The sequence below is a fragment of the Sphingobium sp. L-44 genome (assembly GCF_056859495.1).
Map to the genome: position 1 here is coordinate 80552 of NZ_JBSXOQ010000117.1, position 15398 is coordinate 95949.

The 15398-nt window shown below is 63.7% G+C and carries 10 protein-coding genes and 1 tRNA gene; 8 read left to right on the forward strand and 3 right to left on the reverse strand.

What is annotated here, in order from left to right:
- Positions 1 to 2: 2 nt before the first annotated feature.
- From AC13EK_RS21155 to AC13EK_RS21170, 4 genes are all read left to right on the forward strand, one after another.
- Positions 3 to 788, forward strand: a complete 786-nt coding sequence (locus AC13EK_RS21155) for an SDR family oxidoreductase (protein WP_069336302.1) — start codon at positions 3 to 5, stop codon at positions 786 to 788.
- Between the two features lie 239 nt (positions 789 to 1027).
- Positions 1028 to 3313 carry a TonB-dependent receptor gene (locus AC13EK_RS21160; protein ID WP_234792079.1) on the forward strand — a complete coding sequence of 762 codons (2286 nt, stop codon included), beginning with the start codon at positions 1028 to 1030 and terminating at the stop codon, positions 3311 to 3313.
- Positions 3314 to 3398: 85 nt separating this feature from the next.
- A complete protein-coding gene (locus AC13EK_RS21165) occupies positions 3399 to 5063 on the forward strand; it encodes an amidohydrolase family protein (RefSeq protein WP_419183509.1) in 1665 nt (554 codons plus the stop codon).
- 39 nt (positions 5064 to 5102) lie between these two features.
- The gene (locus tag AC13EK_RS21170; protein ID WP_193791481.1) at positions 5103 to 6794 is read left to right on the forward strand and encodes an amidohydrolase family protein; all 1692 of its coding nucleotides are present in this window, start codon (positions 5103 to 5105) and stop codon (positions 6792 to 6794) included.
- Between the two features lie 42 nt (positions 6795 to 6836).
- Here the strand turns inward: AC13EK_RS21170 and AC13EK_RS21175 are convergent, their stop codons facing one another.
- On the reverse strand, positions 6837 to 7295 hold the full coding sequence (locus AC13EK_RS21175) for an Lrp/AsnC ligand binding domain-containing protein (RefSeq protein WP_017499923.1): 459 nt from the start codon (positions 7293 to 7295) through the stop codon (positions 6837 to 6839).
- 304 nt (positions 7296 to 7599) lie between these two features.
- On the opposite strand from AC13EK_RS21175, the gene AC13EK_RS21180 reads away from it, so the two are divergent.
- Both AC13EK_RS21180 and AC13EK_RS21185 read left to right on the forward strand, forming a co-directional pair.
- The gene (locus AC13EK_RS21180) at positions 7600 to 10014 is read left to right on the forward strand and encodes a membrane-bound PQQ-dependent dehydrogenase, glucose/quinate/shikimate family (protein WP_069337137.1); all 2415 of its coding nucleotides are present in this window, start codon (positions 7600 to 7602) and stop codon (positions 10012 to 10014) included.
- 92 nt (positions 10015 to 10106) lie between these two features.
- Complete coding sequence (locus tag AC13EK_RS21185) at positions 10107 to 11405, forward strand: carbohydrate porin (protein WP_069337138.1); 1299 nt, start codon at positions 10107 to 10109, stop codon at positions 11403 to 11405.
- A 26-nt stretch (positions 11406 to 11431) separates the two neighbouring features.
- Here AC13EK_RS21185 and AC13EK_RS21190 read toward each other — a convergent pair whose 3' ends face one another.
- Positions 11432 to 12052, reverse strand: coding sequence for a TetR/AcrR family transcriptional regulator (locus AC13EK_RS21190; RefSeq protein WP_017499926.1), 621 nt, complete (start codon positions 12050 to 12052; stop codon positions 11432 to 11434).
- 86 nt (positions 12053 to 12138) lie between these two features.
- Between AC13EK_RS21190 and AC13EK_RS21195 the strand changes: the two genes are divergently transcribed.
- Positions 12139 to 13464 carry an NAD(P)/FAD-dependent oxidoreductase gene (locus tag AC13EK_RS21195; protein WP_069337139.1) on the forward strand — a complete coding sequence of 442 codons (1326 nt, stop codon included), beginning with the start codon at positions 12139 to 12141 and terminating at the stop codon, positions 13462 to 13464.
- Positions 13465 to 13607: 143 nt separating this feature from the next.
- Here the strand turns inward: AC13EK_RS21195 and AC13EK_RS21200 are convergent.
- A tRNA-Met gene (locus AC13EK_RS21200) sits at positions 13608 to 13684 on the reverse strand.
- Positions 13685 to 13980: 296 nt separating this feature from the next.
- Here AC13EK_RS21200 and AC13EK_RS21205 point away from each other — a divergent pair.
- Entirely contained in the window at positions 13981 to 15390 is a 1410-nt protein-coding gene (locus AC13EK_RS21205) for a circularly permuted type 2 ATP-grasp protein (protein ID WP_069337197.1), read from the forward strand.
- Positions 15391 to 15398: the final 8 nt, after the last annotated feature.

Sequence of the window (15398 nt, forward strand, 5' to 3'; positions counted from 1 at the left end):
CCATGTCCTTCACTCTCGACCAGTTCCGCCTCGACGATAAAGTCGCGATCGTCACGGGCGCCGGCGGACGCGGCAATTCCATCGGCCGGGCCTATGCACTGGGGCTGGCGGCGGCCGGTGCCGCCATCGTCGTTGCTGACCTCAATGGGGAAGGCGCCCAGGCGGTGGCTGACGAGATCATCGCCAGCGGCGGCCGCGCCATTGCCGTCAAGGTCGATGTGGCCGATGAGGCATCGACGCTGGCCATGGCGACGGCGGCGAGTGATGCCTTTGGCGGCGTCGACATCCTCATCAATAATGCCGCGCTGATGGTCGATATCAGCTACGACAATATCGAAGCCGTGAGCCTCGACGCCTGGAACCGGGCCTTTGCGGTCAATCTCAATGGTGCGCTGCTCTGTGCCCGCGCGGTGATCCCTTCGATGCGGGCGCGTGGTGGCGGCCGGATCATAAACCAGACGTCGGGCGGGGCCTTCCCCGCAACCGGCCTCTACGGCATTTCCAAGCTGGCGCTGGTGGGTCTCACCACCACGCTCGCCAAGCAACTGGGCAAGGACAATATCACCAGCAACGCGATCGCGCCGGGCAATGTCACATCGGACGCCGGCAAGATGCTGGTGCCCGACGATTCCCCGTTCATCCAGTTCCTGCAGATGAGTTGCGCCCTACGCCCGCGCGGCGAGCCGGATGAACTGGTCGGCACGGCCCTGCTGCTCTGTTCGGACGCGGGGCGCTGGATCACTGGCCAGACGATCCATGTCGATGGCGGATGGGTGTTGCGGCCTTGAACGGAGGCGGGGCGTCATGGCACAAATTGCGGTCAGGCCATGATGCCCGCTGCCGGATCAGCGTCCGCGATTCCCGTTCGCAAGATTATCGGCATTTTACCGTAATCGCCGAATAATCTGCGTATTATCTCCAAAATCGTCAAATGTTACGAAACACATTCGGCCGCCCCCTTGATACCGTTTCCTCCAGAAAAGAACAGAAATGTGGCGAGGAAAACAAATAAAAACAGGGGGTTTTTATGTTGTCATCTCACAAGGGTCGCCTTTTCAAGCTGTTGAAGGCCGGCAGTGCATTATCCTGCATGGTCGCCATGGCTGGCGGCGTAGCGCAGGCCCAGGAACAGGATCAGGGCGAAATCGTCGTTACCGCGCTCAAGCGCAACACCCGCGTTCAGGACACGCCGATCGCGATCACCGCGGTCACCGGCGCCAGCCTGGAAGCGGCGGGCACCAGCAGCTTTACCGAACTGACCCGCGATACGCCCAGCCTGCGTATCGTCGATGGCGGCCCCGGCAATCGCCGCGTCATCCTGCGCGGTGTCACGGCAGCCGGCGAACCGACGGTCGGCGTCTATTATGACGAAGCACCGGTATCCGGCTCGGTCGGCACCACTAGCGATGCTGCCGGCGCCACGCCCGATTTCCGCATCTTCGACGTGGAGCGCGCCGAAGTGCTGCGCGGCCCTCAGGGCACGCTTTACGGCTCCGGTTCGATGGGCGGCACGCTGCGCATCATCTTCAACAAGCCCAAGACCGACAAGATCGAGGCGGCCTTTGCCAGCACCATGTCGGCGGTCGAGGGCGGATCGATGGGCGCCTCCTTCGACGGGATGCTGAACGTCCCGCTGATCGAGGACAAGCTGGCCATCCGCATCGTCGGCAACGCCACTCAGGTCGCGGGCTATGTCGACAACAGCTATTATGGCTACAAGAATATCAACGATCCCTACACCTATGGCGGCCGCATCATGCTGCGCTTCACGCCGACCGAGGCGCTGACGCTGGACCTGAGCGCCAATTACGAGAAGGCGGCCGGTGAATCGCCGCGCTGGTATGCCGAAACCGGCAAGCGCTGGACCACCGACGCGCGCGCGGAATCGGGCAATTACGACACCAATCGCATCTATAATGCGACGCTCAACTATGATTTCGGCCCGGTCGTGCTGACCGCCATCACTACGTACACCGACCGCGACCGCATCGTCGTCGGCGATGTCAGCGATACGTTCAATGGCCGCGACACCGCTGCCCGCTGCCAGACCTATCGCGGCAATGGTGCGGCCTGCTCCGCCGACGTGCTCGCCGATTATCTGTCCGACACCCGCGCCTTGCTGTCGTCCAGCCTGTATCAGCCGCAATCGGTCAAGAACTGGCTTAACGAAATCCGCCTGAGTTCGACCGGGGATGGCCCGCTCAACTGGACCGTCGGCCTGTTCAGCGAAGACCGCAAGACGGTGGTGCGCTCGACCCTGCTCAAGGCCGATCCGGACACCGGCTTTCTGTACGATCCCGACGATATCGCCAATCTCGCCTATGACCGCACCATCAACGACAAGCTGAAGCAGAAGGCGGTCTTCGCCGAAATCTCCTACAAGCTGTTCGACAAGCTGACGCTGACCGCTGGCGCGCGCTATTATGATTACAAGAAAACGGTCGGCGGTCGGATCGACATGGGCCAGGAACATTATGCCTCGGTGGTGACACCTTATACCGAAGCCAAGTCGTCCGAGGACGGCGTTCTTACCAAGTTCAACATCTCCTATCAGGCGACCCCCGATGTGATGATCTATGCCCAGGCGGCACAGGGCTTCCGGCCGGGCGGCGTCAACCAGGTGATCGGCCTGTCGGCGGCGCTGGCCGCCTACACATCGGACAGCCTGTGGAACTATGAACTGGGCTTCAAGAGCAAGATCCTGCCGCGCACCTATCTCAACATGGCGACCTACCAGATCGACTGGAGCAACATGCAGGTGTCGGCCCGCACGGCGGGCACCGGCTCGGTCTTCGGCCTCATCTCCAACGTCGGCGCGGCCCGCATTCGCGGCGTCGAGGCGGAATTCTCCACCGAGATCGCCGGCATCAGCTTCAGCGCCAATGGTTCCTACACCGATGCCAAGTTGACCGAGGACCAGGTCAGCACCATCGTCGTGGCATCGGGCCGCAAGGGCGACCGGATCGCCAATGTGCCGAAATGGAATTTCGGCGGATCGGCCGAATATAAGCATATGCTGACCGATGCCATGGATGCCGTCATCCGCACCGATGTCACCTATAATGGCAGCTCCTACAGCACGATCAGCCCGACCGACACCTATCGGCGCCGGCTGGACGATTATACGCTGACCAACCTGCGCCTGGGTGTGCAGGCCAGCGACAACAATTGGGGCGCCCATTTCTTCGTGAACAATCTGTTCAACGAACTGGCGGTGGTCAGCTCCAGTTCCAGCAGCAACACCGGCGGCAAGACGGTGGTGTTTACCGCGCCGCCGCGCACCTACGGCATCAACCTCACCAAGAAGTTCTGATCGCCTGGCACGGGGGGCGGCCTAGTCGGTCGCCTCCCTTTTCGGGGGCCTTATGGCGGCCCCGTGATCGATACAGGGGGATGATATGTTCAAGCGACACATGTGTTTCGCCGGCCTTTCACTGCTCGCACTGGCTGCCGGCGGGGCGATCGCCCAACCCGCCAAGGCGCCGGTGGAAGCGGTCAAGCCCCGCGCCGGCGCCAATCCCGCACCGGCGCGCGCTGCCGGCGAAGGCGCCGGCCCGTTCCGCAAGATGGTGATCCGCGGCGTCACCCTGATCGACGGCAGCGGCGCGCCGCCGCGCGGCCCGGTCGACATCGTCATCGAAAATGACGTCATCGCCGACATCTTGCCGGCCGGTACACCCGGCCTGCCATTCAAGCAGGGGCGCGCGCCGACCGACGCCGATTATGAACTGGACGCGACCGGCATGTTCGTGACGCCTGGCTTCATCGACATGCATGTCCATGGATCCACTGACGACAAGGCGCCGGACTTGTCCTATTCCTACAAGCTGTGGCTCGCCCATGGCGTCACAACGGTACGCGGCGTCGACCTCGCACCCATGGAAGTGTCCCTGAGCGAACGGGCACGCTCCGCCCGTAACGAGATCGTCGCGCCGCGCATCTTCGCCTATCAGCGTCCTGGCCAGGGCAAGGGCTGGACCGGCGGCCGCACCAATACGCCCGAAAAGGCCCGCGCCTGGGTGCAATGGGCGGCCAAGCAGGGGATCGACGGCATCAAGCTGCTGGACGATCCGGACCAGCCGCCCGAAGTGATGGCCGCCATCATGGACGAGGCGAAGAAGCTGAAGCTGGGAACGACGGCGCATCTGTCCCAGATCGGCGTGGGACGCATGAATGCCGAACAGGCGGGCGACGCGGGCCTTGGCACCGTCACCCATTTCTACGGCCATTTCGAATCCCTGCTGAAGAATGGCCCGGTCCAGAACTGGCCGGTCGACTATAATTATGCCGACGAGCAGGATCGGTTCGGCAATGTCGCCAATCTGGCGGAAGAAAGCGTCGAGCCGGGATCGGATCGCTGGTGGGCCTATCTGGAGCATCAGAAGGCCAATCATGTCACCTTCGATCCGACCATGACCATCTATGCCGCCGGCCGCGACCTGATGCTGGCGCGCAATGCCGACTGGCACGACAAATATACCATGCCGCAGCTGTGGAATTTCTACATGTCCTCGCGCGAGAATCACGGCTCCTATTTCTATGACTGGACCACCGCGATCGAGGTCAAGTGGCGGAATTTCTACCACAAATATATGCGCCTGATTAACGACTACAAGAATATCGGCGGGCGCGTGACCACCGGGTCGGACTCCGGCTTCATCTTCAAGCCCTATGGCTTTGGCTATGTCCAGGAACTGGAGCTGCTGCAGGAAGCGGGCTTCAATCCGTCGCAGGTGATCCAGTCGGCGACGCTGAACGGCGCGCTGACGCTCTATGATCCCAGGGGTGAAGTGCCACCGATCGGCACGGTCCGCGTCGGCAAGCTGGCGGATCTTGTCATCCTCAAGGAAAATCCGCTGCAGAATTTCAAGACGCTCTACGGCACCGGCACGCTGCGTCTGAATGAACAGACCCAGCGGCTCGAACGGGTGGGCGGCGTCAGCTACACGGTCAAGGACGGCATCGTCTATGACGCGAAGAAATTGCTGGCGGATGTCGCGGACATGGTCGTTGCCGAAAAGCGGCGCATGGGCATGCCGGAACAGGGGCTGCCTCATCCCTGACGGGGCGGGGCATCATAATTCAACAGGGACGGGAAAAGAATGAAGAACAAGATGCTGATCCGGTCGGGCCTTGCTGCGCTCGCCCTCATGACGGTCGCCAGCGCCTCCCAGGCGCATGATCCGGACGAATGGTATGTCGGCGGCGCGGCCGGCATCGTCAACGGCAAGAAGCCGACCTTCGTGCCCGCGCCGGCGCGCGGCAGCGCTGACAATGTCGGCCCCTTCCGCAAGCTGGTGATCCGTGGCGCGACCTTGATCGACGGCACCGGCGCACCGCCGCGCGGCCCTTATGACATCGTGGTGGAAGGGAACAAGATCACCGCCATCACCCAGGCCGGCTGGCCCGGCCTGCCGCAGGCGAAGGGGCGTGCGCCGACCGACGCCGATTATGAGATCGACGCGACCGGCATGTATGTGATGCCCGGCTTCAACGACATGCATGTCCACACCCCCGCCAGCGACAAGGCGCCGGATATGAGCTATGCCTACAAGCTGTGGCTGGCCCATGGCGTGACCACGGTGCGCGGCGTGCCGCTGGCTGATCCGGTCGTCGCCAGTTCGGAAAAGAACCGCTCCGCCGCCAACGAGATCGCGGCGCCGCGCATCTTCAACTACCAGACGCTGGGTGCCGGCTGGGACGGCGGGCCGATCGACAGCCCGGACAAGGCGCGCGCCTGGGTCAAATGGGCTGCCGCGCACAATATCGACGGCATCAAATTCTTCAATCGGCCCGAGGAGACGCCGCAGATCATCGCCGCCGCCATTGACGAGGCGCACAAGAACAAGATGGGCACCACGGCCCATCTGTCACAGACCGGCGTCGCCAATTTCAACGCCTATGACGCGGCCGAGGCGGGACTGGATACCGTCACCCATTATTATGGCCATTTCGAATCCCTGCTGAAGGACGGGACGATCCAGCGCTTTCCGTCCGACTATGACTATAATAACGAACAGCATCGCTTCGGCGAGGTGGCGGAAATCTGGAACCAGACGGTCGAGCCGGAATCCGAACGCTGGTGGGATTATCTGAAGCATCAGAAGGAGAAGCATGTCACCTTCGACCCGACGATGAACATCTATGCGGCATCCCGCGACCTGATGCGGGCGCGCAATGCCGACTGGCAGAATCTCTACACCACGCCGCAGCTCTGGGCCTATTTCCAGTCGACCCGCGACAATCACGGTTCCTATTTCTACGACTGGGGCACCGAGAACGAGTTTGCGTGGAAGAAATTCTACAACAACTATTTCAAGCTGGTGAACGACTATAAGAATATCGGCGGCCGGGTGACGGTCGGCACTGATTCCGGCTTCATCTACAAGGTCTATGGCTTCGCCTATATTGAGGAGTTGGAACTGCTGCGCGAAGCCGGCTTCTCGCCGCTGGAGATCATGCGCTCGGCCACCATGTGGGGTTCGCAGACCCTCTATGAGCCCAAGGGCATGGCGCCACCGACCGGCGTGCTGCGCGTCGGCATGCTGGCCGACATGGTCATCACCAGGGAAAACCCGCTGGCCAATCTCAAGACGCTCTATGGCACCGGTCATTCGCGTCTGAACCCGGAAACCAACAAGCAGGAAATGGTCGGCGGCGTCAGCTACACGATCAAGGACGGCATCGTCTATGATGCCAAGAAGTTGCTGGCCGAAGTGGCCGAGATGGTGAAGGCGGAAAAGGCGCGTACCGGCCAGGCCGGCGCCGGTCCGGCCAATCCCAACGCCATGTAATGGATCGAAAGCGGCGCTCTGGGATAGGGCGCCGCTTTCAAGTCATAGCGGCAGCGCCGTCGTCGACTTGACCTCTTCCAGCACCGCATAGGTCCGCGTCTCGCGCACGCCGGGCATGTCGACCAGTTCCTCGGCCAAGAATTTCCGATAGGCGGCCATGTCCTTCATCCGGACCTTGATCAGATAGTCGAAGCCGCCGGCCACCATATGGCATTCCAATATGTCCCGCTGCCGCCGTGTCGCTTCGGCAAACTGGCGGAAGATGTCGCCGGTGGTGCGGTTGAGCAGCACTTCGATGAAGATCAGCAGCGGCCGCTGGTTGAGGTGCGGGTCGAGCAGCGCGACATAGGAAGAGATATAGCCATTGTCGCGCAGCTTGCGGGTCCGGTCGAAACAGGCCGATGGCGAGAGGTTGCAATGCTTGGCCAGATCCTGGTTGGTTATGCGACCATCGATCTGAAGCTTGTTCAATATCTTCCGGTCAGTTTCGTCCAGGTTCATCGAAACCCCCAAAACGCTAGCAGTTGGCCAAACCTCAACGATATCGGTGCAAGTCGCGGAAAATGCTGGGCTGCGATCCCATGGGCTCATGCCGGGGATAACGTATCGCTGTGGGAAACCCTCAGCGGCATCGCACGTCCCTCGCGGGATTTGCGCCCAACTTGCCAGCGAGGCATGAGTGTACTAAATAGTACACAATGTCGCAGCCGTCAGGGCTGGGCGACTCGATCGGCCTGTGGACCCGTGGGCACCGCTCTCCGACGACCATAAGAGATGAAGGAGGTGCCGCGTGTCAGGCACGAAAATGCATGGCCAGCCGCTCGTTCGCGGTTGGCTGCTTCTGTTGGGGGCGGTGATCCTTGCCGCTGGCCTCTTTTTCGCCATTGGCGGCGGCAAGCTCGTCAGCCTCGGCGGCAGTCCCTATTTCCTGATCGCCGGCATTGCGCTGGTTTTTGCGGGCGGCCTCATCGCCCTGCGCAAGACCAGCGGCGGCCTGCTCTTCGGCGCCACCTTCCTGGTGACGGTCCTCTGGGCGCTGTGGGAAGTCGGCTTCAGCTTCTGGCCGCTCATCTCCCGCCTGCTGGCGATGGGTGTCGGCGCGACCGTCGTTGCGCTCTCCTATCCGCTGCTGCGGCGCGGCGACGGTTCGTCGCCCGCCTGGAGGCCTGCATTGCTGATGGCGGCGCTGGTCGGCCTCGGCTCGGCGGCCGGTGCGGCCGGCATGTTCATGGTCCATCCGACCGTGCCCTTTGCCGGGCAGGTGGCATCGCTAGTGCCGGTCGATCCGGCGCGCGAGCAGAAGGACTGGACCGCCTATGGCAACACGCCGGGCGGCAGCCGCTTCGTTGCGCTCGACCAGATCACCCGCGACAATGTGAACAAGCTCAAGGTCGCCTGGACCTATCGCACCGGCGACGTCGCCCAGAGCGACGGCAATGGCGCCGAGGATCAGAATACCCCGCTGCAGGTCGGCGACACGCTGTTCATCTGCACCCCGCATAACAATGTCATCGCCCTCGACGCCGATACCGGGCGCGAGAAGTGGAAGACGCTGGTCAACGCCAAGGCGTCGGTCTGGATGCGCTGCCGCGGCCTTGCCTATTTCGACGCCCATGCGCCGATCCAGCAGCCCAGCCTGCCCGGCGCAACGCCGGTGACGGCAGCTACCGTGCCGGCCGGCGCCGCCTGCCAGCGCCGCATCCTGATGAACACCATCAATGCCGAACTGATTGCGCTGGATGCCGACACCGGCAAGTTCTGCGCCGATTTCGGCACCAACGGCCGGGTCGACCTGAAGGCCGGCCTCGGCGATGCGCCCGATCCCCAATATCAGCTCACCTCCGCGCCGACGCTGGCGGGCACGACCGTCGTGGTCGGTGGCCGTGTCGCCGACAATGTGCAGGTCGACATGCCGGGCGGCGTGATGCGCGGCTTCGACGTCATTACGGGCAAGCTGCGCTGGGCCTTCGATCCGGGCAATCCGGCGATCACCGGCGCGCCGCCGGCGGGCAAGAGCTATGCCCGATCGACCCCCAATGTCTGGGCCGCCATGTCCTATGATCCAGCGTCCAACACCGTGTTCATGCCGGTCGGCAGCGCCTCGGTCGATCTCTATGGCGTCACCCGCAGCGCCCTCGATCATAAATATGGCGCGTCGATGCTGGCGCTCGACGCCACCACCGGTCGCGAAAAATGGCATTTCCAGACGGTCCATAACGACCTTTGGGACTTCGACCTGCCGATGCAGCCGAGCTTCGTCGACTTCCCCGTCGATGCCGCCCGCAAGGTGCCTGCGCTCGTCTTCGGCACCAAGGCGGGGCAGATCTATGTGCTCGATCGCGCCACCGGCAAGCCGCTGACGGACGTCAAGGAAGTGCCGGTCAAGCCCGCGAACATTCCGGGCGAACCCTATTCGCCGACCCAGCCCAAGTCGCTGGGCATGCCGCAGATCGGCGTCGGTCCGCTGACCGAGGCGGACATGTGGGGCGCCACTCCGTTCGACCAGCTGCTCTGCCGCATCGCCTTCAAGGGCATGCGCTATGAAGGGCTCTACACCGCGCCCGGCACCGACAAGTCGTTGAGCTTCCCCGGATCGCTGGGCGGCATGAACTGGGGCGGCATCTCGACCGATCCGACCAGCGGCACCATCTTCGTCAACGACATGCGGCTGGGCTTGTGGGTGCAGATGTTCCCGCAGACCGCGGCGCAGAAGGGCCAGTCGGGCAGCGCCGGCGAGGCGGTCAATACCGGCATGGGCAGCGTTCCGCTGAAGGGCACGCCCTATTCGGTGGTGAAGGACCGCTTCCTGTCGGCACTGGGCATTCCCTGTCAGGCGCCGCCCTATGGCACGCTGACGGCGATCGACCTTAAGAGCCGCGCCATCAAGTGGCAGGTGCCGGTAGGCACGGTGCGCGACACCGGGCCGATGGGGATTCGCATGGGCCTGCCAATCCCGATCGGCATGCCGACGCTGGGTGGCACGCTGGCGACGCAGGGCGGGCTGGTCTTCATCGCCGGCACGCAGGACTTCTACCTGCGCGCCTTCAACGCGGCGACCGGGGCGGAAGTGTGGAAGGCCCGCCTGCCGGTCGGCAGCCAGGGCGGCCCGATGAGCTACAAGTCGCCCAGAAGCGGCAAGCAATATGTGGTCGTGACGGCGGGCGGCGCGCGCCAGTCGCCTGATCGGGGCGATTATGTGATCGCCTACACGCTGCGCTGAACCATGGGCGGGGCGGCCCGGCGCCGCTCCGCCTGTTTGTCGTCATCATTCATGTCACCGCGCGCAGATGTGCCGCGCGGAAGGGAGGGGCTTTGGCCCAACATCTTCACCATCATGCCCGCCTGACCGTGGCGATATTGCTGACCCTGCTGCCGGCTGCGGGCGCCCATGCGCAGGACGTTGCCTCGGAAAAGTCGGTGGCGGCCCCGCGCGAGACGCTGACCGGCGACTGGGGCGGGCTGCGCACGCGATTGAAGCAGGCGGGCGTCACGGTGCGCGCCGACTATGTCGGCGAAGCCTTTGCCGCGGTCGATGGCGGCCAGCGGCAGGGCAGCGCCTATACCCAGCAATTACGCGCCAGCCTCGATTTCGACATGGACCGGATTGTCGGCATCTCCGGCGGCATCGTGCATGTCACCATCAACGACCGGCGCGGCGTCGGCCTCTCTTCCGACATCGTCGGCAATCGCCTGCCGATCCAGGAGGCGGCCGGCGGCAATTATACCCGCCTTTCGGAATTCAGCTACGAACAGAATATCGACAATGGCCGGCTCAACCTGCGCCTGGGCTATTTTGCCATGGGCAATGATCTGGGCGGGATGATCCTGGGCTGCAATTTCGTCAATGCGGCCTTCTGTGCCCATCCGCTGTCGGAATCGGGCAATAGTGGCTGGTATAATTATCCCAATGCCCGCTGGGGCGCGGCGGTGCGCTATCGCATCCGGCCCGATCTGGCGCTGCGCACCGGCGTCTATCAGGTCAATCCGCGCCTCAACGATCCCGACAATGCCTTCCGCCCCTTTGCCGGCGGCACAACCGGCGTATTGCTGCCGCTGGAGCTGGAATATGATCCCGGCATCGCGCCGGGCAGCCATGTGCTGCCGGGCCATTACAAGATCGGCGCCTATTATGACACGTCACGCGCCGCCCGGCGCGGCGAGCAGGGCATGCTGCGGGGGCGCTATGGCGTCTATGCGCTGGCCGACCAGATGATCCTGCGCGAAGGGACGGGTAATCGCGGCCTCTCCATCTTCGCCCAGTTCACCGCCAATCCGGAGGCGTCGGCGCAGATTACCCACTGGTATGCCGCCGGGCTGGTCAAGACCGGCACCTTTGCCGGCCGGGACGCCGACAGCATCTCGATCGGCATCGTCCATGCGCAGGTCAATCCACGCCTGCGCCGCGCCGAGGCCGATGCGCAGGATATTCCCGGCGGCTATGCCGCGCTGCCGGTGGGCGAGACCGCGATCGAGATGAGCTATGGCATCCAGCTGCGGCGCTGGCTCAGCATCCGGCCGGACGTCCAATATATTCTCGATCCCGGCGCCTTTTCCTATCGCCGCACCAATGATGCGCTGGCGCTGGGCGGCCAGGTCAAGATGCAGTTCTGATCCGGTCGATGGTCTCGGCCCAGCCTTCAGGCGTCTGCCCGGCAATAGCGCAGCACATTGTCGATCACCTGCGCGCGGCGCCGCTCGGCCGCCGCTTCGCTGGTCATGTCGACGCCGAAGATCGCGTGGAAACTGTGGCGGTTGGACACGAAGTAGAAGGCGAGGGCGCTGATCGTCATGTGCAAATCGACGGCGTCAAGCCCGGCGCGGAAGCTGCCATCGGCAATGCCGCGATCGATCAGCGCCTGGGTCTTGGGCAGGACGATCTCATTATGCCCTTGCGAAATCTCGCCGACATGCGGGCCGCCCCGGATATTCTCGTCCATCACCAGCCGCACCAGTTCGGGATGGTTGAAATGATAGTCGAAGGTGAGGGCGGTCAGCCGCTCCAGCGCGGCGAGCGGCGGCAGGTCGCCCAGTTCGGCCTCCAGTTCGGCCGATCTGATGCCGCGATAGGCTTCGGTCAGGACCGCGCGATAGAGTCCGTCCTTGCTGCCGAAATGATAATAGATCATCCGCTTGGACGTCGCGGTCGCGGCCGCGATCTCGTCCACCCGCGCGCCGGCATAGCCTTTTTCCGCGAAATGCCGGGTGGCGATCTCGATGATGTCGCGCCGGTTGCGTTCGGTGAAATTCTGCTTGTCCACGCCTCGCTTTGCGACGCCGGGCGGCCTATTGCAATGCACAACCGGCGCGCCCGATCGCGATCCGCCGGTCTGCCGATCGAGGAGGAATGCGCTTGATCCCCGACAAGAAGACCCAGATCGTCATCGTCGGCGGCGGTGCCGCCGGCCTCGAACTCGCGCGCAAGCTCGGCGCCCGCTACGGCCGCAAGCGGCATGACATCATCCTGATCGATCGCAATCGCACCCATATCTGGAAACCGCTGTTGCACGAGGTTGCCACCGGATCGCTCGACGCCAGCCTGGACGAGGTCGGCTATCGCAGCCACTGCCATCGCTGGGGCTATCGCTATCTCTATGGCACGTTGCAGGGCATCGATCGGACTGCACGGCGGGTCCATATCGCGCCGGTGTTCGATCCCAAGGGGCGCGAGGTGGTGAGCGCCCATTCGGTGCGCTACGACTATCTGGTGCTGGCCTATGGATCGGTCACCAATGATTTCGGGACGCCGGGCGTCGCCGACAATTGCCTGTTCCTCGACAGCCGGGCCCAGGCCGACAGTTTCCGGGACCAGTTGCTCGACCATTGCCTGCACGTGTCGCGCGCCATGTCGGCCGATCCCGCGTCGGATGCACGGGTGCGGATCGCGATCGTCGGCGGCGGCGCCACCGGGGTCGAACTGGCCGCCGAACTCTACAATGCCGCCGATGCGCTGGGCTATTATGGGCTGGAAGTGTTCGATCGCCAGCGGCTCGACGTCACCCTGCTGGAGGCCGGGCCGCGCATCCTGCCGGCCTTGCCCGACCGGCTGGCCGACGCCGCGCGGGAGGAACTGGAGGTGCTGGGCGTCAAGGTGCGCGCCGGCGTCGCCGTCACCGCCTCCACGCCCGAGGGAATGGAGACGAAGGATGGCGGCTTCGTCCCCGCCGATCTTCAGGTCTGGGCCGCCGGGGTCAAGGCGGCGGCGATCCGCGATGGCCTGGATGGGCTGGAACTGTCCCGCGCCGGTCAGGTGATCGTGCGCCCGACGCTACAGAGTCTGGCCGACGACCGTGTCTTCGCGATGGGCGATTGCGCCTCCTACACGCCGCAGGGCGCCGATCGGCCGATCCCGCCGCGCGCGCAGGCCGCGCACCAGATGGCAGACACGGTGTTCGCCAATCTCGGCCGGCTGATGGCCGATCGCCCGCTCAAGACCTTCGTCTACAAGGATCATGGCTCGCTGGTGTCGCTCAGCCGCTATTCGACGGTCGGATCATTGATGGGCAAGCTGGTCGGCGGGCGCATGGCGGTGGAGGGACGGCTGGCCCGCTTCGTCTACATGTCGCTCTATCGCATGCATCTGCTCGCCGTTCACGGCAACATACGCGGCCCCGCGCTGATCCTGGTCAGCCATATCAACCGCTTCGTGCGCCCGCGCCTCAAGCTGCATTGAGGCGCCGGGCGGCTGCGGCGGCAAGCGACAGGGGCATCGCCAGAGCACTGCTGAGATCAGGTTGAGGGCGATCAGAGGCGGCGTCTGCGGCCTGGTCTCTCGCCTGAATGCGCCCCTAAAGGCCATTTTCGATGTCTAGGAAATGGTAGCGGAGGAGGGACTTGAACCCCCGACACGCGGATTATGATTCCGCTGCTCTAACCAGCTGAGCTACTCCGCCCCATGGGCTTCGCAGGGGGTGTTTCCCTGCGGTGAGGCGGCGCTATACGCAGGGGATGGACGGTGGTCAACGGGGCGATTGCAAAAATCTGCATTCTTTTTTGAACGCCTTGTCAGAGCCCCCGTCGCGCGCCGGTTTGCGCGCGTAGAAACGATCGGCGCGACCTATTTCCGCAATCCCGACATCGCCAAAGGAACGCTTTTTCCGCTCCGCCATTTTTGTCTTGCAATCGCAACGATGCGGCGCACTATTGTTGCAATGCACAACCGGCCGAGGGCCGAGGGAGGAACGACAACTTGCCCTTCCATGAAATGTTTGAGCCTGATGGTTCGCTGCGCCCCTGTTACGACGAAGTGCAGAAATGGGTGGAGCGGACAGGCATAGCCGGGCTCAATCGTCGCATGGATGAGGCGGAAGCGATCTTCCGGCGCATCGGCATCACCTTCGCCGTCTATGGCGAGGGCGGCGACCCGGAGCGACTGATCCCCTTCGACCTGCTGCCGCGCATCTTCACCGCGAACGAATGGCGCATCCTCGACAAGGGCATCCGCCAGCGCGCCCGCGCCCTCAATGCCTTCCTGCACGACGTCTATCATCGTGGGGAAATCGTGAAGGCCGGGATCATGCCGGCCGACATCATCTATCGCAACAGCGCCTATCTGGCCGAAATGGCCGACTTCACCCCGCCGGGAAAGGTCTATAGCCATATCGTCGGCATCGATATCGTGCGCACCGGACCGGGCAGTTTCGAGGTGTTGGAGGATAATTGCCGCACCCCCTCGGGCGTGTCCTACATGCTCGAAAATCGCGAGATCATGACGCGCATGTTCCCCGAACTGTTCGCGCAGGGCATGGTCGCGCCGGTCGACGATTATCCCGCCGAATTGCTCAAGAGCCTGAAGGAAGTCGCGCCGCCCGCCTGCAAGGGCGATCCGGTGGTGGTGGTGCTGACGCCCGGCTCGCTCAACAGCGCTTATTATGAGCATAGCTTCCTCGCCGATCTGATGGGCGTCGAACTGGTCGAGCCGACCGATCTGTTCGTAGACAATGACCGGCTCTGGATGAAGACGACGCTCGGGCCCAAGGCGGTCGACGTCATCTATCGCCGCATCGACGACGAATATATCGACCCGCTGGTCTTCCGCCCCGACAGTCTGCTGGGCGTGCCGGGCATTTTCAGCGTCTATCGCAATGGCGGTGTGACGCTGGCGTCTGCGCCCGGATCGGGCATCGCCGACGACAAGGCGGTCTATATCTATGTGCCCGAGATGATCCGCTTCTATCTGGGCGAGGAGCCGATCCTCGACAATATCCAGACCTGGCAATGTTCCAAGCCCGACGAAATGGCCTATGTGCTGGAGCATCTGCACGAACTGGTGGCCAAGGAAGTCCATGGATCGGGCGGCTATGGCATGCTGATCGGCCCCAAGGCGAGCAAGGCGGAGGTCGAGGCCTATGCCGAGCGGATCAAGGCCAACCCCGGCGAATTCATCGCCCAACCGACGCTCGACCTGTCGACCGTGCCGACGCTCGGCCCCGCCAGCGTGGTCGGACGCCATGCCGATTTCCGTCCCTATTGCCTGGTCGGCAAGCAGTTGCGGCTGGTCCCAGGTGGCCTCACCCGCGTGGCGCTGACCGAAGGATCGCTGGTGGTCAATTCCAGCCAGGGCGGCGGGGTCAAGGATACCTGGGTGTTGCAGGACTGATGGGCGCG

What these genes read in the sequence shown, in the direction of transcription:
- AC13EK_RS21155 (WP_069336302.1), top strand. Translation starts at nt 3, where the DNA reads ATGTCCTTCACTCTCGACCAGTTCCGCCTCGACGATAAAGTCGCGATC.
- AC13EK_RS21160 (WP_234792079.1), top strand. Translation starts at nt 1,028, where the DNA reads ATGTTGTCATCTCACAAGGGTCGCCTTTTCAAGCTGTTGAAGGCCGGC.
- AC13EK_RS21165 (WP_419183509.1), top strand. Translation starts at nt 3,399, where the DNA reads ATGTTCAAGCGACACATGTGTTTCGCCGGCCTTTCACTGCTCGCACTG.
- AC13EK_RS21170 (WP_193791481.1), top strand. Translation starts at nt 5,103, where the DNA reads ATGAAGAACAAGATGCTGATCCGGTCGGGCCTTGCTGCGCTCGCCCTC.
- AC13EK_RS21175 (WP_017499923.1), bottom strand. Translation starts at nt 7,295, where the DNA reads ATGAACCTGGACGAAACTGACCGGAAGATATTGAACAAGCTTCAGATC.
- AC13EK_RS21180 (WP_069337137.1), top strand. Translation starts at nt 7,600, where the DNA reads ATGCATGGCCAGCCGCTCGTTCGCGGTTGGCTGCTTCTGTTGGGGGCG.
- AC13EK_RS21195 (WP_069337139.1), top strand. Translation starts at nt 12,139, where the DNA reads ATGCGCTTGATCCCCGACAAGAAGACCCAGATCGTCATCGTCGGCGGC.